Genomic DNA, 18,152 nt, shown 5'->3' with positions numbered 1-18,152 from the left:
GAAATAACGGCACAAGAATGGTTCTTCACGGAATGTTGGGGAAGTGGGGTTGCTAGGTACGTGTCGGGAGATAGGCGATGGCGGCTAGGTGCCTGTCTTGGTTTTGGAGGTGGCGCGGAAATCGAGCGCCGCCCGCGCGGCGCTCGATCTCATGGGCGCTGCAAAACCCAAGACGGGCACCGAGTGGCCCCGAATACAACCTCCAGGCATCCACAACCCCCTTAAAAAAATACCCTGACGCTGGCGACCGACGCTTAAGCAAGGCGGTATGCATGTACCAATTAAGCACCACCCATTACCCTGTCACCCCGAGCCAACCCAGGATGAGTCCAGGATATGCGACTTGAAACAGAACGATTGCTGCTGCGCCCTTGGCAAGACACAGATGCCGCGGACTTGTACGAATATGCCAAGGACGACCGCGTCGGCCCCAGGGCCGGGTGGCCCCCGCACACCAGCGTGCAGAACAGTGCCGAGATCATCCGCACGGTCTTCAATCACCCCGAAGTCTATGCGGTGGAGCTGAAGGAGAATGGCCGTGCGGTAGGGTGTGTCGGCATTCTCATTGGGGCCAACAGCCATTTCGAGATCAGTGAGCAGGAAGGCGAAATCGCCTACTGGATCGGTGTGCCGTACTGGGGCCAAGGCCTGATTCCGGAGGCCGTGCGGGAAGTGATGCGGCACGCGTTTGAAACCCTGAAACTCAAGGCGCTGTGGTGTGGCTATTTCGCGGAGAACACTCAGTCTCATGCTGCCCAGTCGAAGTGTGGGTTCCGTTATCACCACACCGAGGAAAACAAGTACAACGCGTTTTTGCAGGGCTATCGGACCGAGCACATCCGTTGCATCACCTACCCGCAGTGGCTGGAGTGCAGCGAGCAGTAGATGGGTAGGGTGTGAGGCGCCTAGGTGCCTGTCGTGGTTTTTCGGGGGGCGGGCTGCCCTCGATCTCCGCCCCACCGCCAACCCCAAGCCAGGCGCCGCATACGTATGAACTGGCCTGCGTCACGCGCGCAGCTGATACCAAGTGGTCTTGAGCTGCGAGTATTTGTCGAACGAATGCAACGACAGGTCGCGACCAAACCCCGACTGCTTGCCCCCACCAAAGGGCACCGTGACATCCAGCGCATCCACCGTATTGACCGAAACGGTGCCCACCTTCAACGCCCGCGCCACGCGATGCACCTGGTTGAAGTCATCGCTCCATACCGACGCGGCCAGGCCATAGACACTATCGTTGGCCAAGCGCACGGCCTGCTCCTCGCTGTCGAACGCGCTGACCGCCAGCACCGGCCCGAACACTTCCTCCCGGGCCAGGCTCATGCTGGCCTCGACCCCGGCAAAAATGCTCGGCTCGATGTAGTTGTCCGACCCGCCCAGGGTCAGGCGCCGGCCACCGCACACCAGCCGAGCGCCCTGCTCGTGCGCATGGTCGATGGCGGCCTTGATGCGGCCGGTCTGCTCGGCATCGACAATTGCACCCGCGCGGCTCGCAGGGTCCAGCGGGTTGCCTGGCATCCATTGGCGGGCCTTGGCTTGCAGGCGTTCGATGAACTCATCGTGGATCGAACGCTGCACGTACAAGCGCGAATTCGCCGAGCACACCTCACCCTGGTTGAAGAAAATGCCGAATGCCGCTTTTTCCGCCGCCAGGTCCAGGTCCTGGCAGTTTTCGAACACCAGGTTAGCGCTCTTGCCGCCACACTCCAGCCAGACCTGCTTGAGATTGGACTGCGCCGAGTACTGCATGAAGTATTTACCGACCTGGGTAGAGCCGGTGAACACCAGGCAGTCGACGTCCGGGTGCAACCCCAGCGCCCGACCCGCCTGTTCACCCAGGCCGGGCACCACATTCAGCACGCCTTCCGGCAAACCGGCCTCCAGCGCCAGTTGCGCCAGGCGCAGCGCTGAGAACGGTGACTGCTCGGCAGGCTTGAGCACCACGCTGTTGCCGGCGGCCAGCGCCGGCGCAAGCTTCCACGCGGCCATGTCGAGCGGGAAGTTCCACGGCACCACGGCGGCGACCACGCCCAGCGCTTCGCGGGTGATCGTGGCCAGCGCGCTGGGCGCCGTGGGGGCCACCTGATCGTACAGCTTGTCCAGCGCCTCGCCATACCAGGCGAAGACATGCGCCGAGCCAGGCACGTCGAGGGTGTAGGCATCCATCACCGGTTTGCCCATGTTCAACGAGTCCAGCAGTGCCAGCTCTTCGCGATTGGCCATGATCAGCTCGGCCAGGCGCAGCAGGACTTTCTTGCGGTCGACCGGGGCCATGCGCGACCATGCGCCCTGTTCGAAGGCCCGCCGTGCGGTGGCCACCGCGAGGTCGACTTCGGCCTCAGCGCAGGCGGCAACCTGCGCCAGCACCTGCTGGGTGGCCGGGTTGATGGCCGCGAAGGTGGCGCCGGAGTTGGCGCTCACCTGCTGGCTGCCGATCAAGGCCTTGTCGAGAAAACGCAGGCCTGCGGCGCGGGTTTGCCAGTATTCGAGACTTTTCATTTGCGCTCCATACGACTGTCTTGGATTTTGCGGCTGCCTTGCGGCCCCAGATACTCAGAGCCTGCCCACCAACTTGGCAGTGCGGTCCACGGCAATGCGGGTCTTGTCGACCAGCTCGTCCAGCTCGGCGCGGTTGGCCACCAATGCCGGCGCCATGATCATCCGCCCCAACGTCGAGCGAATGATCAAGCCTTCCTCGAAACCGAAGGTGCGGCATTGCCAGGCCAGGTCGTTCTCGTTGGCAAAACGCTTGCGGCTCGGCTTGTGCTCGGCAAACTGCAGCGCCGCCACCAGGCCGGCACCCTGCACCTGGCCAATCAGCGGGTGGTCGGCGAACACTTCGCGCAGGATGCGCTGCAAGTACGGCCCGGTGTCGTCCTTGACCTGACGCACGATGCCTTCGTCACGCAGCGCCTTGAGGTTGGCGATGGCCACCGCCGCCGCCACCGGGTGGCCCGAATAGGTCAGGCCGTGGGCAAACACCCCGCCGCGCTCCACCAATGCCTCGGCGATGCGCTTGCTCAACACCAGGCCACCCATGGGCACGTAGCCGCTGGTCAAGCCCTTGGCGATCGACAGCGTGTCCGGCTCGAAACCGAAATACTCATGGGCAAACCACTCGCCGGTGCGACCAAAGCCGCCGATCACTTCGTCGGCACACAGCAACACGTCGTACTGGCGGCAGATGCGCTGGATCTCGGGCCAGTAGCTTTCCGGCGGGAAGATCATGCCCCCAGCGCCCTGGAAGGGTTCGGCGACAAAGCCTGCGACGTTTTCCGCGCCCAATTCGAGGATCTTCTCCTCCAGCTGCAGGGCGCAACGCCGGCCGAACTCGGCCGGGGTAAGGTCACCGCCCTCGGCGTACCAGTACGGTTCGTCGATGTGCGCCACGTCCGGGATCAGCCCGCCCATCTCGTGCATGAACTTCATCCCGCCCAGGGCCGTGGCCGCCAGGGTCGAGCCGTGGTAGCCGTTCCAGCGGCCGATCATGACCTTCTTGTTCGGCTGGCCGACCACCTGCCAGTAACGGCGCACGGTACGGATCAGCACTTCATTGGCCTCGGACCCGGAGTTGGTGTAGATCGCGTGGCTGTAGTGGCCTGGCAGCAAGCTGAACAGCAGTTCGGACAGTTCGATCACCGCCGGGTGGGTGGTGTGGAAGAACATGTTGTAGTAGGCCAGCTGGTCCATCTGTGCGGCGGCCGCGGCGGTCAGGTCCTTGCGCCCGTAACCCAACTGGGTGCACCACAGGCCCGACATACCGTCCAGGTAGCGCTTGCCCTCGCTGTCCCACAGGTGCAGCCGTTCGCCACCGACCATGACCCGCGGGCCTTCGGCATTGAGCGCCTTCTGGTCGAGGAAGGCATGGATGTGGTGCGCCGCGTCAGCGGCCTGGTAGTCACGGGTCTGGCGTTTGGGGGCAAAAGGCGCGTTCATTGGCGGGTTTCCTTGTGGTTATAGGGGCGGGCGAGGCGGCTGCGCTTAGCGAAGCTTGCCCATGTAGCTTTCCAGCGGGTCCTTGCCCAGCACGCCCTGGGCATTGGCCAGCGCGTCGATGAACAAGGAGAACAGCTCGGACTGCGTGCCGATGTCGAGCTTGGCGTAGACATGCTTGCGGTGTGACTTGATGGTGTCTTCCGAAACCCCCAGGCGCTCGGCCAGGGACTTGGTCGAGTGGCCACGCAAGATGAGCTGGGCAATGCGGCATTCGCGCATCGTCAGCAACGAACTGCCGAAGTTGTTGAGGGCGGCATGGATGCGTTGCTCCAGCACATTCTCGAAACGCCCACCGCGGCTGCCCAGCCCGGCAAAGTGCTTGCTGAGTACCGCCAGCACCCAGGGCGTGATGCGCCCGAACAGGTCGCGGCTTGGGGCGTCCAGCTTGTCGGTGAAGGCCAGCGACACTGCCAGGCTCTGGCCGGGCGCGACCTGCAGGATGTAATTGAGCTCATCCTCCAGGTGTGAATGGCGGTAGAACGACTGGTAGTACTCACTCACTTCGAAGTGGTCGGGCGCCACGTCGAACAGGCCATAGCAGCCCGACGCGACCTGCTCGACGCAGGCGCCGTAGAACGGGTCGAGCAGATAGAAGCCGGAAAGGTAGCGGCTGACGTTGCCTTCTGGCTGCCAGGGAGCCTTGTCATCCTGCTCGAACAACGCGCATGGCATGCCGTCATGCGGGTAGAGGTAGACCGTGGTGGCCTGGATGGGCCGGATCACCCCGAGCGCTGCGAACAAGGTGGCGGCAAAGCCCGGTTGGCCGATCATGTCGGTAACCCTGGCAATGTGCTCGAACCACTGTGTTGAAGCCAATTGATCACTGGTCACTGGAAATCTGCCGGTAGCGGGAAAACGGTATCGCCGTCGGGGCGGCGCGTTGTTTCCAGATACTCCCATGGCCAGGCGAAGACCGAAATCACCCTTTGGGGTGAGCGTTTTCAGGCGACCAGCGGCTCACCCCAAAGGGTGATTTCGAGCGGGCCCGGGGTATGGGAGCATCGTCCGGCCCCACCCCTGAGGGCTGCGCAACCCAAGCTGGCCCAGCCTCCTTTCATGGCCCCTCAACAGTATCGAGCCCGCTCGCATACTGCGGCGTCCTGCATCCGATTTCAGGAGTTCGCAATGCATACAACAACAACTACGGCCCAGACCCACTCCGCCAACGCCTCGTCACCCTCCGCGTCTTCCGGCCGCTTCAGAAAGTCCATGGGGCTCAGCGCCCTGGTGCTGTTCGGCCTCGCCTACATGGTGCCCCTGGCGGTGTTCACCACCTATGGCCTGGTCACCCAGATGACCAAGGGGCACCTGCCCACCGCCTACCTGCTGACCCTCGCCGCCATGCTGTTGACTGCCTACAGCTACGGCCGCATGGTGCAGGCGCACCCCTACTCCGGCTCGGTGTACACCTACACCCGCAAGGCATTTGGCACCCACATCGGCTTCATGGCCGGCTGGACGCTGCTGCTCGATTACATCTTTTTGCCGTTGCTCAGCTACCTGCTGATCGGCATCTACATGTCGGAGTACTTCCCGGCCATCCACGCCTGGGTATGGGTTGCCGGCTCCATCGCCCTGGTGACCTTCCTCAACCTGATTGGCATCGAGTCGATTACCCGGGTCAACTGGATCCTGGTGGTTGTGCAACTGGTGTTCATCGTCGTGTTCGTCGGCTTGTCGATCAACAACCTGGCGGGTCAATCGGCGCCGGTGTCACTGCTTGCCCCCTTCCACCACGAAGGGTTCAGCGTGCCGCTAATCATGACCGGTGCCGCGGTGCTGTGCCTGTCGTTCCTTGGTTTCGACGCGGTTTCGACCATGGCCGAGGAAACCAGCAACCCGACGTTTCGCATCCCACTGGCGATCATGGCCGTGTCGCTGATCGGTGGCCTGCTGTTTCTGGTGGTGTCGTACTGCGCGCAGATGGTCTTCCCCGAGTGGGGCGCCTTCTCCGACCCCGATTCGGCCTCGGTGGACGTGATGCGCCGGGTCGGCGGTGAACTGCTGGTGACGGCGTTTACCGCCACCTACGTGGCCGGCTGCTTCGCCTCGGCCATGGTCTCCCAGGCAAGCGTGTCGCGGGTGCTGTTCGCCATGGGCCGCGATGGTGCGTTGCCAGGGGTGTTTGGCCAGTTGGTGACGAAAAAACGCGTACCGGCTGCGGCCATCATGCTGGTCAGCATCCTCTCGCTGATCGCCCTGGTCATCACCTTGGACACAGTCGCCAACATGATCAGCTTCGGTGCGCTGTTCGCCTTTTCGGCAGTCAACCTGGCGGTGGTCAAGCACTACCTGGTCGACCAGAAGCTGCGCGGCACCCGCAATTACCTGCTGTATGGCGCGATTCCGGGGTTGGGGTTTCTCAGCACGCTCTGGCTGTGGAGCAGCCTGTCGAGCCTGTCGTTCACCATCGGGCTGTGCTGGATGGCCGTGGGCTTCCTCTGCCTGCTCGGGCTGACCCGGGCGTTTCGGGTGAAACTGCCCGAGTTGCAGATGGCCGAATGACGCTCAGAGCGTCATGAGCATTTCGTGCCAGGCCATGCCGCCGTGGTCGGACGGCGACGGTTTAACGTAGGCGTAGCCGAGCTTGGCGTACAGCGCGACATGCTGCTCCTTGCACATCAGGTGGATGGTCTGCTTGCCTTGCGCCTTCATGCGCTGGATGAACGCGCCCATCAGCAGCTTCGCATAGCCTTTGCCCTGATGGGCGGGGTCGACCACGACCGACATGATCACCACGTTGGGCGCCGCCGGGTCATGGCCGACCAGTTCCTTGAAGGCTTCGTCGGACATGACCACGTCATGGGCACAGCCACTGTTGATGAAGCCGACGGTTTCACCCTCGGCTTCGAGCAGTAGGAACCCTTCGGGGTACTGCGCGATGCGGGTGCGGATTTTTTCCAGGGTTGCCGCTTCATCCCCCTCATAGGCGCCGATTTCGATCGCGTAGCAGCGTTCAGCGTCGGTGGGTTCGGGGTTGCGGAACTGGGGGGCGCTCATGCGCTGACTCCTTTGGGACATGACAACAGGCTGCATGATAAATCACTGCCGTTTATTTTCGGCATGACAGGATCGTTTCCTGGGCTGAGTGATCTTATTACCATGCCCTTTTGCCACTTCGACATGGAAATCCCCGATGACTGCAACCGCCACGCGCCTCACCGTCCCCGGCCGCTGCGCGCGCCTGAAGGCGTCCAGCAGCCGCGACCACGACAGTGTCGATGAACTGGTCATGGCCGCACGCCCCTTCGAAGACCGTGAGCGCTATGCGCGCTTTCTGCAGGTGCAACACCGCTTCCATGGCAGCCTGCTGGCGTTGTACCACGATGAGTTGCTCAACGATCGCCTGCCGGGGCTGATGCAATTGTCGCGTTTCGCGGCGGTCGAGCGCGATCTGCTTGACCTGGGCCTGGCGCTGCCTTCGGCGCCGCCGACGGTCAGTGCCAGCCCGGCCCAGGCTTTGGGTTGGCTGTATTGCAGCGAGGGGTCGAACCTTGGGGCGGCGTTTTTGTTCAAGCAAACCCAGCGCCTGGGCCTGGACGGCAACGAGGGGGCTCGGCACCTGGCGCCACATCCCGACGGGCGTGCCCTGCACTGGCGGGAGTTTGTTGCCAGGGTTGATGGCCTGGCGCTTGATGCTGGGGAAGAGGTTGAGGTGATTGCGGGGGTGATTGCGGCGTTTGACAGTTATCGGGGGCATTTGCGTGCGGTGTTTGCCGGGGGGTGATGGTGTGGGGGGCTGACTGGTGCCTGGCATTGGATCTTCAGCGCCTGTGAGATCGAGCGCCGCCGTGCATGCCTTGGGAGTTTCAGCGCCTACAAGATCGAGCGCCGCCCGCGCGGCGCTCGATCTCACAGGCGCTGAAAACCTCAAGCCAGGAACCCCCAAAACACCGCGCGAGCACCCGAGCCCAAGACAACCATCAAACCTACCCCACCAGAACTTTTCCCAATTAAAAGGTCTATGTGCTCAGGAAAAATGGTTTACCAGAGGTTGCCTTCGCTGATGAAAATGCATGTCGCACGGTTGATGCTTCTCGGCCTGTTCACCTTCGCGGCGGTGGGCTCGGCATCCGCATCACAAATGAAAACCCCGAACACTGCCTCGCCTGTCGCAGCCCCTGCCGAATCCCCCTGGCCCAGCGTGGCCAGCCTGGCTGGCGAGCACTCAGCGCCCTTGCTCGCCCATGATGACCGCTACCGGCACGACGACCGTTGGCACGATCACCGAGGCGACTGGCGCCGCGACCAGTGGCGCCGGGAACAAGCCCGCCGCGAAGCCGAGCGCCGTCGCGACTGGGAACGCCGGCGAGACTGGGAGCGTCATCATGAGCGGGCGATGCATCACCGCTACCAGGACGACCATCGTTACTATCGCCGTTGATACGCCAGCCCCCACCCGCTCAGCTCTGGGCGTCTGAAACCGTACCCTCGGCAGCTTCGGCTGCCAGCTTCAACCGGTCGGCTTTACTGATGTACTTGGGCTTGCTCTTGGGCGCCAGCTTGGCACTGGCCTTCTTGGCATGTGCCTGCATCAACTGTTTGATCTTTTTACGACGGTTCATATTCCACTGCGCCTGTAGGTCTGGTTACGCTGCCGACATCATACCTGCACGCGTGGCGGGGACCACGGGTTAAGTTATCGCACCCATTACAGGACAAGCGTTGGCGCCCTTGACAGTTCGCGCAATGGCGCAATACGGCTGGGCCTCCTTGCCAACGGCATTGACGTTATTTTCACAGCCATCAGATTAGCGTCACGCCCTTTCCGGCCGCCCGCACATTGGGTGGCTGCCAAGGTTCAACGAGGCATACGTGTCAGACACTACAACAACCCCCTCCCCGCGCAAACGGGTGGACTGGGCCGGCCTGGGCTGGCTCCTGCTGTTCTTCTGGTATTTTTCCGGCGTTACCCAAGCGCTGCTGCTGTTCAGCGGCACCACAGGGTTTGCCGGTTTTCGCGATGCGCTGTTCCTCAGCAGCCTGTGGCTGGCCCCGGTGCTGCTGCTGCCGCGCTTCACCCGGGCCACTTCGGCGGTCATCGGCCTGGTGCTGTGGGGCGCTTCGCTGGTAGGCCTGAGCTACTTCGGCATCTATCGCCAGGAGTTCTCGCAAAGCGTCATCTTCGTGATGTTCGAGTCCAACACCGCCGAGGCCGGCGAATACTTCAGCCAGTATTTCAGCCTCTGGCTGGGCCTGGCGCTGCTGCTGTACAGCCTGGTTGCCGTGGTGCTGTGGAAACGCGTGCGCCCGGTCACCTTGCCTATGCGCAGCCGAATCCCGGTAGTTGTCCTGCTGTTGCTGGCCAACCTGGTCTACCCCTTCTACAAGCAGATGGTTACCCAGGAACGCAACTTCCTCGACGCCGCAGAAAAGGTCCAGCAGCGCATGGAGCCCGCCGTGCCCTGGCAACTGCTGGTTGGTTACAGGCAATATCGCCAGCAACTGAACAACATGCAGCAGCTGCTGGCACAGAACGCCGCGCTGCCGCCCTTGCAGAACCTGCGCAACAGCAGCGGGGACACACCGCGCACGCTGGTATTGGTGCTGGGCGAATCGACCACCCGCGAGCACATGCACTTGTATGGCTACCCGCGCGATACCACACCGAATCTCGACGCGCTGGCGGCCAGCGACAAGGGCCTGACGGTGTTTCAAAACGTCGTTTCGCCGCGCCCCTACACCATCGAAGTGATGCAGCAGATCCTTACCTTCGGTGACGAACAGCACCCGGACCGCTTCCTCACCGACCCGTCGCTGATCAACCTGATGAAACAGGCGGGGTACAAGACCTTCTGGATCACCAACCAGCAGACGATGACCAAGCGCAACACGATGCTGACCACCTTCTCCCAGCAAACGGATGCACCGGTCTACCTGAACAACCAGCGCAACCAGAATGCCAGCCAGTACGACGAGGTGGTGCTGGACCCGTTCCAGAAGGCGTTGCAAGACCCTGCACCGAACAAGTTCATCATCATCCATCTGCTGGGTACGCACATGGATTACCGCTACCGTTACCCGAAAACCTACCAGCACTTCACCGATCGCCAGGGCGTACCGGCCAAGCTGACGCAGAGCCAGGCAGAAACCTACAACTTCTACGACAACGCGGTGCGTTACAACGACCACGTCGTCGCCAGCCTGATCAAGCGTTACTCGGCCAGTACCCCCAACGGCTTCCTGCTGTACCTCTCCGACCATGGCGAAGATGTCTACAGCTCTGGCGATCATGACCGCCTAGGGCGCAACGAAGGTGCCCCGACCCGGCCGATGTACACCATCCCGTTCCTGCTCTGGACCTCGCCGAGCTGGCAGGCGGCCCACCCACGCGACCTGCAGGCCATGGCCAACCGCCCCTACAGCAGCTCGCACTTGATCCACACCCTGTCCGACCTGGCCGGGCTCAGCTATGACCACTACGAGCCGGCAAAAAGCATCGTCAACTCGCAGTTCGTGGTGGCGCCGCGCTGGATCGGTGACCCTTACCGCAACAACGGCCTGCGCGAGTTCGACAAACTGCCCCAGGACAAGGCCGCACGGGTGCAGGAGACTGCCAGTAGCGCCAAGGCGCAGCCAGGCAACAACCTCAACTGATCGACCGGTGCTATCAACCGGTGCAAGCGCCTGGCAGTGCCGCACCGGCCACCGCGCCCAGGCGCCGGTAACTGCCCAGCGCAACCAGCGCAACGGCAACCCCTGCGGCCACGGCCACCTGGTAGCCCGCCGTGGCCCCCAGCAGGTCGACCACCTGCCCTGAGGCCAAAGCCCCCAGCGCGACGCCGACATTCAGCCCGGCCAACAGCCAGGTCATGCCTTCGGTGAGCTGGTGCGCGGGCACGCTGCGCTCCACCAGCGACATCGCCACGATCAGGGTCGGTGCGAAGAACAGGCCTGCCAACAGCACGGCGCCTGCAAGCGCGAAAACGCTGCCCGCCAGCAGCAACGGCAGGGTCGTCGCCGCCGTCGCCAGGCCGCCGAGCAGCAACAGCCGGTGCGGTGGCATTGGCAATTTCAAGGCACCGAACACCAGCCCCGCCGCGCATGAGCCAATGGCGTAGCACGCCAGCACCAGGCTGGCCGCGGCCGGCATGCCGGCCTGTTCGGCGAATGCCACACTGACGATATCGACGCTGCCCACGATCACCCCCATGGCTACCATCAACAGTGCCAGCAACTGTACCTCCAAGCGCCGCAACACCGACCTCTGACCATTCAAAGCGCCTGCGTCTGCGTCCACCGCTGGCTCGGTGCCGGTTTGAACGACCAGCGCGAACACCCCGATCGCCAGCAGCACCGCCGCCGCCAAGGGCCCGGCCTGGGGCGACAGCCCCACGCACAGCCCTACCGACAGCGGTGGCCCGGCGATGAAGGTGAGCTCGTCGAGTACCGTTTCCAGCGAATAGGCCATCTGCAACTGCGGTGTACCCCGGTAAAGCGCCGTCCAGCGCGCACGCACCATCGCCGACAGGCTGGGCATCAAGCCTGCCAGCGCGGCCCCGATGAACAGACTCCAGTCAGGCGCCTGCCACCCGCTGCACGCCAACAGCAACAGTATGCCCACCACACTCAAGGCGGCAGCGACAGGCAGCACACGGCGCTGGCCGTGCCGATCGACCAGGGCGGACACCTGAGGCGACATCAGCGCATAGGTCAACACGAACGTCGCCGCCACGGCGCCCGCCAGGCCATAGCTGCCGCGCAGTTGCGCCAGCATGGTGATGATGCCGATGCCCATCATCGGCAAGGGCAAGCGAGCCACCAGGCCAGCCAGGGCAAAACCTGCCGTGCCTTTGGCCTGGAACAGTTGGCGGTAGGGGCTGAGCATGATCGGCTCTCCTTAGGGAAAAAACGTTTTACATACACTTCGTATGATTGCGATCTTATTATCATACGCAATGAATGTAAAACGGCCCGCAAGTCCGAGAGCAGTCGGTGTTTTGTTTCGCACGGACTATCCTGTGAAAGGGGGTCACGCCCACAGGAGGTGTGCCATGCGTTCGTTTACTTGGAGTTACCTGCTGGTGCTGCTATGCACAGCACCTGCCGCCCAGGCGCAGACAGTGGTGCCGCTGAAGGGCCAGAGCAGCCAGCAGATGCAACAGGACATCAATGAGTGCAATAGCGTCGCAACCAATGCCGCGAACAGCACCGCGACTTCCAGCGATGCCCACGTCGGTGGCCGGGTTCGCGGCGCAGCGGCAGGTGCTGCCGCAGGTGCCGTAGGTGCGCAGGTGCGTGGCAATCAGCATGACGAGGTGTATGACCGGGCCAGTGACGATGCCAAGCAGGCGTACCGGCAGAACCGTGCCGGTGAAACCGCCGCCGCCGGGGCTGCGGTCGGTGGCATGCGCCAGCGCCAGGACCGTCGAGAGGATCGGCGCACGCAGGACCAGGCGCAGAGCTCGGCCCATGCCAGCGCGTACAGTGGTTGCTTGCAGGGGCGCGGGTATCAGCTCAACCCTTGACCCTCAGGCACGGGCCAGCCCAGCGGCGCGCATCATAATTTGGCCAGTTCTTCACGGCAGAACTCCACGAACAGCTGCGCCGGTTTGGTCAGCTGTACCCGCTTCAAGCGGGCTGCCGCCAGCCCTGACAACGCCACCGGCTCGGCGATGTCCACCATCGCCAGGCGCTGCCCGTCGTAGGTGCACTCCGAATGCGGGCGTGTCACCAGCAACGAAAAGCCGAACCCCTGCCCGACCATGCCGCGCACCATCTCGATCGACGGCGAGCTGAAGACGATGTTGGGGGTCAACCCCATTTCGTTGAACAGGCTGACGAAGTAGGTACGGCTGGGTGCCACGTCCAGCAGAATCATCGGTTCGGGGCAGAGGTCGCGCAGCGACACCTGGCTTTGCCCGGCGAAGCGGTGCTTTTCGGGCAACAGCACATAGGGTTTTTGCGGCGGCATCAGTGGCTCGGCCTCGATCGTGCCATCCAGGTCGTGGTCGTAGAGAAACACCAGGTCGAAGGTGCCGGCGGTCAGGCCCTGGATCAGGTCCTGCTGCTCGCCATCGCGCAGGCGGATATCGACGCCCGGGTAACGCTCGCGAAAACCGGCGATCAGCCGCGGCAGGTACAGCGGGGCCACCGTTTCGAAACAGCCGATGTCGATCTGCCCGGCCACGGTGTCGTTGTCCGCCAGTGCGTTCTGCTCGAACTCGTGGGCCATTTGCAGCAGCGATTTGGTCTTGGCGTAAAAGCGCTTGCCGCTGGGGGTCAATGACACACCTTGGGCGTGGTGGCGGATGAACAACTGCACGCCAAAGCTTTCTTCCAGGCTCTTGATTGCCGTGGAAATCGACGGCTGGGCGATGTACAGCTGGCGCGAGGCCTCGGCGACACTGCCGGCCTCCACGGTGGTGACGAAATACTTGAGTTGTCGCAAGGTATAGGAAGCCACAGGTACCTCTCTGGCGCTGTCTGGGCGCTCGGGGATTTTGCCTGTCACTGTAACGTGCGGCCTGGCTGCCGGGGGATCGGCCGATGAAGGATTTACCTATGGCTTGAGCATGTTTTTTGTAGCCGGCGACTGGCGCCCTGTGAAGCCTGCCACTGGTCAAATAGGCCCGAGCGTCTTTACTAAGAGTGAACGAGCCCCAGCAAACGGTGTGTGCCTATGAAGATCGTGGTCACCAGCATCCTTGTCGACGACCAGGCCAAGGCCTTGGCTTTCTATCACTACGTGCTCGGCTTCATGCCCAAACATGACATCCCCCTGGGCCGGCACCGCTGGCTGACCCTCACCTCACCTCACGACCCCAATGGCGTCGAGCTGCTGCTCGAACCCGATGCCCACCCCGCAGCCAAGGTGTACAAGGCAGCGCTCAAGCAAGACGGCATTCCCGCCACTTCTTTCGGCGTGCGCGACATCCAGGCCGAGTACACCCGGTTGTGCGCGGCCGGCGTGCAATTCACCCAACCCCCCACAGTGGTGGGGCCGGTCACTGTGGCAGTGTTCGACGACACCTGCGGCAACCTGATCCAGATCGCCCAGAAACACTAGCGACCGCCCGCCCGGCGGGCATATGTGGCCCGCCCTCCGCTAGCGTTGCGATTGCTCACTTGCGCACCTGACAAGGAAAACAAATGCGCCACGAATTCAGTGAAGTCCTCAACGACCTGATCGATTACTTCCTGGTCGGCGACATCCAGCTACTCGAACGCTTCAAGCAGGAAAACGGCCTGGCCGACGACCTGGCCCACGCGTTCACCCATGACGACAGCGGCGATCAGGCAGTGCGCGAAGGCGTGGTGCTACCCATGGCGGGCATCGACAACCTGCCCTACCGGATCATCTTCACCCTCGATGGCCACACACCCGCCCTGCGTGAACCGGGCAGCCGGCTGAAGCATCAGCGTTCTGGGTATGTACTGCACGTCGAGCACCGTGCGGTGATGCTTTATACCTGGCGCATCCTGCAGCACTTCACCAACAAGACCCTCGGCGACCTGCTGGCACGCTACCAGGCGCCGGGGAGGCCGATCATCGAGCTGGAAAATGGCTGGTACGACGTGGAGGTGCTCGGCGGTGCGGTGGTGCGCGACGAGCTGTACGAGCCGGCGTTCGAGTTCGTCTTGAGCAAGCGCTGGAGCAGGGCTGAAGCCGCAGTGGTGGATACCGGGTACGCCTTTACCCTGCGGGGCTATTTCGACTGACGCCACTTCCCGCCATGCGCCCTTGCAGGGGCGCCCGTGCCAGGGCGCTCCTGCATACAGCGACAGGATCAGGTGTGGCTGATGTCCCGGTCCTTGGTCTCCGGCATGAAGAAGATCCCCAGCACCGCCGTCATCAGCGCGATCACGATCGGGTACCACAAGCCGTAGTAGATATCCCCGGTCGCCGCCACCATGGCAAACGCCACGGTCGGCAGGAAGCCGCCGAACCAGCCGTTGCCGATGTGGTACGGCAGCGACATCGAGGTGTAACGGATGCGCGCCGGGAACAGCTCCACCAGCCAGGCCGCAATCGGCCCGTAGACCATGGTCACGTAGATCACCAGGATAGTCAGCAGCAACAGCACCATCGGGTAGTGGATTTTCGCAGGGTCGGCCTTCTCGGGGTAACCCGCCTCTTTCAGCGCGCCGCCAAGGGTGGCGGTGAAGGCATCATTCTGCGCCTTGAAGTCGGCTGCGGCCAGGCTGCGCCCGTCAAAGCTCGGGATCACCCGCTCGCCGATACGGATCTGCGCCACACTGCCAGGCTCGGCCTTTTCGTTGGAGTAAGGGATCGCGCGCTTGGCCAGCACGCTCTTGGCAAGGTCGCAGGAGCTGGTGAATTTGGCCTTGCCCACCGGGTCGAACTGGAACGCGCACTGGCCGGGGTCGGCCACCACCACTACGGGGTTCTGCTCCTGAGCGACGAACACGTCGGGGTTGCCGTACTCGGTCAGCGCCTTGAAGATCGGGAAGTAGGTCAGCGCCGCGATGATGCAGCCAGCCATGATGATCTTCTTGCGCCCGATGCGGTCCGACAGGCTGCCGAAAATGATGAAGAACGGCGTGCCGATCAGCAGCGAACCGGCAATCAGCAGGTTGGCGGTCTGTGGGTCGATCTTCAGTGTCTGCAACAGGAAGAACAGCGCATAGAACTGCCCGGTGTACCACACCACGGCCTGGCCGGCGGTACCGCCGAGCAGCGACATGATCACCACCTTGAGGTTCTCCCAGCGGGCGAACGATTCGGTCAGTGGCGCCTTGGACGCCTTGCCCTCGGCCTTCATCTTCAAGAACACCGGCGACTCGTTGAGCTGCATACGGATGTACACCGAGATGGCCAGCAACAGGATCGACAGCAAGAACGGAATGCGCCAGCCCCAGGCTTCGAAGGCCTCGGTGCCCATGGCCGTGCGGCAAGCCAGGATCACCAGCAGCGACAGGAACAGCCCCAAGGTCGCGGTGGTCTGGATCCAGGCGGTAAAGAAGCCACGCCGGCCCTTGGGCGCATGTTCGGCCACGTAGGTTGCCGCCCCTCCGTATTCACCGCCCAGTGCCAGGCCTTGCAGCAGGCGCAGGGTGATGAGGATGATCGGCGCGGCCACGCCGATCGTCGTATAGCTGGGCAATAACCCGACCAACGCGGTGGACAGGCCCATGATGACGATGGTGATCAGGAAGGTGTGCTTGCGCCCGATCAGATCGCCCAGCCGGCCGAACACGATGGCGCCAAACGGTCGCACGGCAAAGCCTGCGGCAAACGCCAACAGGGCGAAGATGAACGAGGTGGTCTCGTTGACGCCGGCAAAGAAGTGCTTGGCGATGATCGCGGCCAGTGAGCCGTACAGGTAGAAGTCGTACCATTCGAACACTGTGCCCAGGGACGAGGCGAAGATAACCTTGCGCTCCTCCCGGGTGATACCGCGTTGGGGCGCGCTACTGCCCGTGGATGCGCTGTCGATAACCGCCATGGGTTGCCTCCGTCTTGTTGTTATCCCAGGCCGGAGCACCTCACACCCATTTCACCGTCGCACCCAGGCCCTAGGGCTTGCATTGGTTGCGCGAAGCACGACGAGGCGGGCCGCCTCGGATCGCAGCAAGGTATCTGAAGCATAATCGGCTTTACCGGGATATCCACTCGCCGTGATGGCGAACTGGCACACGGGCGCGTCATTGCCTTTTAGGCGCCTCGGGCGACGGAATCGGCCCTTTGAGCTCGACCTGGTTGCCGTCCGGGTCAAAGCAATACACCGACAACCCCTCGCCCTCGGCGCCGTAGCGCTTCTCGGCAGGCTCCACCTGCACCCCCGCAGCGCGCAGGTAAGCGGTCAATGCCTGTTCATCGAAGGGTTCGATACGCAGGCAGAAATGATGCAGGTTGCGCCCCTCTGCGCCCGGGGCAGCGCCACCGGGCTGCCCCAGCACACCGTCCAGCGTAACCAGGTCGATCATCGCCGTACCCGTGGCCAGGTGGACCATGCCCAGGTCCTCACGCACCCTGCTGACCGTGCAGCCGAGCACATCCACATAAAAGGCGATGCTGCGCGGCAGGTCACTGACCCGCAGCACAAGGTGGTCGATGCGCTTGATGGCGAACGGTCGCATGTCGGAGCTCCTTGTGGCGGCTGCGCGAGGTGAACCGCCACCATAGCCCAGTACCCGGCGCGCTGGCCATTGCCCGCTACTCGTTGACCAACCGCGGCAGTACCCCGCCTTCGTGCCGCGCCAACAACCGCAGAAGCTGATCGACCAGGGCCCGATCGGGCGCTTCCAGGTGGAAGTGGTGCCCGCCGGGGTGCCAGGAAACCTTGGCGTGGCTGGGCAAGGCCGCCTCACGCTGGGCAAAGGCGTTACCGCTGAAAGCGCCTTGCCGACCGAACATCAAGTACAGCGGGCAGCGGATCTGGCTGAGCAGGTCACAGGCTTCGCGCTCGGTCAACGGCATGGGCTCGGGCAGCACCAGGCGCGGGTCGTGGCGCCAGCAATAGCCATCGCTGAGCTGCAACAGGTCGCGTTGCGCCAACAGCCGTGCGGCGCCCTCCGACAGCTCGCCATCCAGGCGCGTGCGCCGCTGCTCCAGGGCAGAGGCGAGGCTGTCGAAACGGCTCGCATCGGGCTCGGAGAAACCCTGCAACTGGCTGCGCTGAACCATGCGCTTGAGCCGATAAGCGCGGGCCAGGTGCTGTACGCGGTCATCCTCGGCGACCGTGAACGGCGCCCCCATGCCATCGAGAAAAACCATGCTGGCGATACCGCTGGTCATGGCCGCCAGCAGCGATGCGACGCCGGTGCCCATGCCGTGCGCCAGCACATGAAATTGCGCCAGCCCCAGGGCGTCGGTCACCGCCAGCATGTCCTCGGCGTGCTCCCACAGGTAGTAGCCACTGTCGTGGCGGCGATGGTCCGAACGGCCATGGCCGACCAGGTCGGGGGCCACCACGAAACAGCCATCGAGCATCGGTGCCAGGCGCTCGAACGAGGCGGCGTTGTCCAGCCACCCATGCAGGGCCAGCACGGGAATGCCGTCCTCCGGGCCCCAGCAGCGTATGGCAATCTGGATGCCATTGAGGTCAAGCAGGTGATCCTTGGGTGTTGCACGCATGGGTACGCTTCCTGACTTGAAGCCTGGCACGACCACACCAGGCCGAATACGCCGCCGGCCTCCTTCGAAGCAGATCGCCAGCGACAACCCTTGCGCCGGGCCGCACGGGGCTCCG

At 63.4% G+C, this 18,152-nt stretch carries 18 protein-coding genes; 8 read left to right on the top strand and 10 right to left on the bottom strand.

Annotated features, from left to right (window positions below):
- Positions 1–336: 336 nt before the first annotated feature.
- Positions 337–885, top strand: a complete 549-nt coding sequence (locus LJX93_RS10705; protein WP_227697163.1) for a GNAT family N-acetyltransferase — start codon at positions 337–339, stop codon at positions 883–885.
- A 120-nt stretch (positions 886–1,005) separates the two neighbouring features.
- Here LJX93_RS10705 and LJX93_RS10700 read toward each other — a convergent pair whose 3' ends face one another.
- Genes LJX93_RS10700 through LJX93_RS10690 form a run of 3 tightly spaced genes read right to left on the bottom strand, consistent with a single transcriptional unit; the run spans position 1,006 to position 4,767 of the window.
- Positions 1,006–2,499: an aldehyde dehydrogenase gene (locus tag LJX93_RS10700; protein WP_227697162.1), complete on the bottom strand. Its 1,494-nt coding sequence runs from the start codon at positions 2,497–2,499 to the stop codon at positions 1,006–1,008.
- A gap of 54 nt (positions 2,500–2,553) precedes the next feature.
- Positions 2,554–3,936, bottom strand: a complete 1,383-nt coding sequence (locus LJX93_RS10695; RefSeq protein ID WP_033697281.1) for an aspartate aminotransferase family protein — start codon at positions 3,934–3,936, stop codon at positions 2,554–2,556.
- A 45-nt stretch (positions 3,937–3,981) separates the two neighbouring features.
- Positions 3,982–4,767, bottom strand: a complete 786-nt coding sequence (locus tag LJX93_RS10690) for a helix-turn-helix transcriptional regulator (protein ID WP_050506037.1) — start codon at positions 4,765–4,767, stop codon at positions 3,982–3,984.
- 354 nt (positions 4,768–5,121) lie between these two features.
- Between LJX93_RS10690 and LJX93_RS10685 the strand changes: the two genes are divergently transcribed.
- Positions 5,122–6,501 carry an APC family permease gene (locus LJX93_RS10685; protein ID WP_227697161.1) on the top strand — a complete coding sequence of 460 codons (1,380 nt, stop codon included), beginning with the start codon at positions 5,122–5,124 and terminating at the stop codon, positions 6,499–6,501.
- Between the two features lie 3 nt (positions 6,502–6,504).
- On the opposite strand, the gene LJX93_RS10680 is transcribed toward LJX93_RS10685, so the two are convergent.
- Positions 6,505–6,996 (bottom strand): GNAT family N-acetyltransferase, encoded by a 492-nt coding sequence (locus LJX93_RS10680; RefSeq protein ID WP_033697279.1) that lies wholly within the window; start codon positions 6,994–6,996, stop codon positions 6,505–6,507.
- Between the two features lie 136 nt (positions 6,997–7,132).
- Here LJX93_RS10680 and LJX93_RS10675 point away from each other — a divergent pair, with 136 nt between their 5' ends.
- Both LJX93_RS10675 and LJX93_RS10670 read left to right on the top strand, forming a co-directional pair.
- Positions 7,133–7,723, top strand: a complete 591-nt coding sequence (locus LJX93_RS10675; protein ID WP_033697278.1) for a biliverdin-producing heme oxygenase — start codon at positions 7,133–7,135, stop codon at positions 7,721–7,723.
- A gap of 279 nt (positions 7,724–8,002) precedes the next feature.
- Positions 8,003–8,380, top strand: coding sequence for a hypothetical protein (locus tag LJX93_RS10670; protein WP_050506036.1), 378 nt, complete (start codon positions 8,003–8,005; stop codon positions 8,378–8,380).
- Between the two features lie 19 nt (positions 8,381–8,399).
- On the opposite strand, the gene LJX93_RS10665 is transcribed toward LJX93_RS10670, so the two are convergent.
- Positions 8,400–8,561: a DUF2986 domain-containing protein gene (locus tag LJX93_RS10665; protein WP_077068373.1), complete on the bottom strand. Its 162-nt coding sequence runs from the start codon at positions 8,559–8,561 to the stop codon at positions 8,400–8,402.
- Between the two features lie 250 nt (positions 8,562–8,811).
- On the opposite strand from LJX93_RS10665, the gene LJX93_RS10660 reads away from it, so the two are divergent.
- Positions 8,812–10,593: a phosphoethanolamine transferase CptA gene (locus LJX93_RS10660; protein WP_077068372.1), complete on the top strand. Its 1,782-nt coding sequence runs from the start codon at positions 8,812–8,814 to the stop codon at positions 10,591–10,593.
- Between the two features lie 13 nt (positions 10,594–10,606).
- Here LJX93_RS10660 and LJX93_RS10655 read toward each other — a convergent pair whose 3' ends face one another.
- Positions 10,607–11,824 carry an MFS transporter gene (locus LJX93_RS10655; protein ID WP_047583537.1) on the bottom strand — a complete coding sequence of 406 codons (1,218 nt, stop codon included), beginning with the start codon at positions 11,822–11,824 and terminating at the stop codon, positions 10,607–10,609.
- 166 nt (positions 11,825–11,990) lie between these two features.
- Here LJX93_RS10655 and LJX93_RS10650 point away from each other — a divergent pair, with 166 nt between their 5' ends.
- Positions 11,991–12,464 (top strand): YMGG-like glycine zipper-containing protein, encoded by a 474-nt coding sequence (locus LJX93_RS10650; RefSeq protein ID WP_047583536.1) that lies wholly within the window; start codon positions 11,991–11,993, stop codon positions 12,462–12,464.
- Between the two features lie 32 nt (positions 12,465–12,496).
- Here the strand turns inward: LJX93_RS10650 and LJX93_RS10645 are convergent, their stop codons facing one another.
- Positions 12,497–13,402, bottom strand: a complete 906-nt coding sequence (locus LJX93_RS10645; protein WP_227697160.1) for a LysR family transcriptional regulator — start codon at positions 13,400–13,402, stop codon at positions 12,497–12,499.
- A gap of 216 nt (positions 13,403–13,618) precedes the next feature.
- On the opposite strand from LJX93_RS10645, the gene LJX93_RS10640 reads away from it, so the two are divergent.
- Positions 13,619–14,005: a VOC family protein gene (locus LJX93_RS10640; RefSeq protein WP_033697273.1), complete on the top strand. Its 387-nt coding sequence runs from the start codon at positions 13,619–13,621 to the stop codon at positions 14,003–14,005.
- A gap of 83 nt (positions 14,006–14,088) precedes the next feature.
- Positions 14,089–14,658 carry a hypothetical protein gene (locus tag LJX93_RS10635; protein ID WP_033697272.1) on the top strand — a complete coding sequence of 190 codons (570 nt, stop codon included), beginning with the start codon at positions 14,089–14,091 and terminating at the stop codon, positions 14,656–14,658.
- Between the two features lie 68 nt (positions 14,659–14,726).
- Here the strand turns inward: LJX93_RS10635 and LJX93_RS10630 are convergent, their stop codons facing one another.
- The 3 genes from LJX93_RS10630 to LJX93_RS10620 form a co-directional block, all read right to left on the bottom strand.
- Positions 14,727–16,406, bottom strand: a complete 1,680-nt coding sequence (locus tag LJX93_RS10630; protein ID WP_033697271.1) for an MFS transporter — start codon at positions 16,404–16,406, stop codon at positions 14,727–14,729.
- Positions 16,407–16,605: 199 nt separating this feature from the next.
- Positions 16,606–17,040 carry a VOC family protein gene (locus LJX93_RS10625; RefSeq protein ID WP_033697270.1) on the bottom strand — a complete coding sequence of 145 codons (435 nt, stop codon included), beginning with the start codon at positions 17,038–17,040 and terminating at the stop codon, positions 16,606–16,608.
- Between the two features lie 76 nt (positions 17,041–17,116).
- Positions 17,117–18,037, bottom strand: a complete 921-nt coding sequence (locus LJX93_RS10620) for an alpha/beta fold hydrolase (RefSeq protein ID WP_033697269.1) — start codon at positions 18,035–18,037, stop codon at positions 17,117–17,119.
- Positions 18,038–18,152: the final 115 nt, after the last annotated feature.

Source organism: Pseudomonas sp. HN2-3 (assembly GCF_020691745.1).
GTDB classification, from domain to species: Bacteria; Pseudomonadota; Gammaproteobacteria; order Pseudomonadales; family Pseudomonadaceae; genus Aquipseudomonas; species Aquipseudomonas capeferrum.
Note: the sequence above shows the minus strand (reverse complement) of the source record. Positions and strands in the feature narration are given on the sequence as shown.

Coding starts and splice junctions, on each gene's coding strand:
- LJX93_RS10705 (WP_227697163.1), top strand. CDS start 337: ATGCGACTTGAAACAGAACGATTGCTGCTGCGCCCTTGGCAAGACACA.
- LJX93_RS10700 (WP_227697162.1), bottom strand. CDS start 2,499: ATGAAAAGTCTCGAATACTGGCAAACCCGCGCCGCAGGCCTGCGTTTT.
- LJX93_RS10695 (WP_033697281.1), bottom strand. CDS start 3,936: ATGAACGCGCCTTTTGCCCCCAAACGCCAGACCCGTGACTACCAGGCC.
- LJX93_RS10690 (WP_050506037.1), bottom strand. CDS start 4,767: ATGATCGGCCAACCGGGCTTTGCCGCCACCTTGTTCGCAGCGCTCGGG.
- LJX93_RS10685 (WP_227697161.1), top strand. CDS start 5,122: ATGCATACAACAACAACTACGGCCCAGACCCACTCCGCCAACGCCTCG.
- LJX93_RS10680 (WP_033697279.1), bottom strand. CDS start 6,996: ATGAGCGCCCCCCAGTTCCGCAACCCCGAACCCACCGACGCTGAACGC.
- LJX93_RS10675 (WP_033697278.1), top strand. CDS start 7,133: ATGACTGCAACCGCCACGCGCCTCACCGTCCCCGGCCGCTGCGCGCGC.
- LJX93_RS10670 (WP_050506036.1), top strand. CDS start 8,003: ATGAAAATGCATGTCGCACGGTTGATGCTTCTCGGCCTGTTCACCTTC.
- LJX93_RS10665 (WP_077068373.1), bottom strand. CDS start 8,561: ATGAACCGTCGTAAAAAGATCAAACAGTTGATGCAGGCACATGCCAAG.
- LJX93_RS10655 (WP_047583537.1), bottom strand. CDS start 11,824: ATGCTCAGCCCCTACCGCCAACTGTTCCAGGCCAAAGGCACGGCAGGT.
- LJX93_RS10650 (WP_047583536.1), top strand. CDS start 11,991: ATGCGTTCGTTTACTTGGAGTTACCTGCTGGTGCTGCTATGCACAGCA.
- LJX93_RS10640 (WP_033697273.1), top strand. CDS start 13,619: ATGAAGATCGTGGTCACCAGCATCCTTGTCGACGACCAGGCCAAGGCC.
- LJX93_RS10635 (WP_033697272.1), top strand. CDS start 14,089: ATGCGCCACGAATTCAGTGAAGTCCTCAACGACCTGATCGATTACTTC.
- LJX93_RS10630 (WP_033697271.1), bottom strand. CDS start 16,406: ATGGCGGTTATCGACAGCGCATCCACGGGCAGTAGCGCGCCCCAACGC.
- LJX93_RS10625 (WP_033697270.1), bottom strand. CDS start 17,040: ATGCGACCGTTCGCCATCAAGCGCATCGACCACCTTGTGCTGCGGGTC.
- LJX93_RS10620 (WP_033697269.1), bottom strand. CDS start 18,037: ATGCGTGCAACACCCAAGGATCACCTGCTTGACCTCAATGGCATCCAG.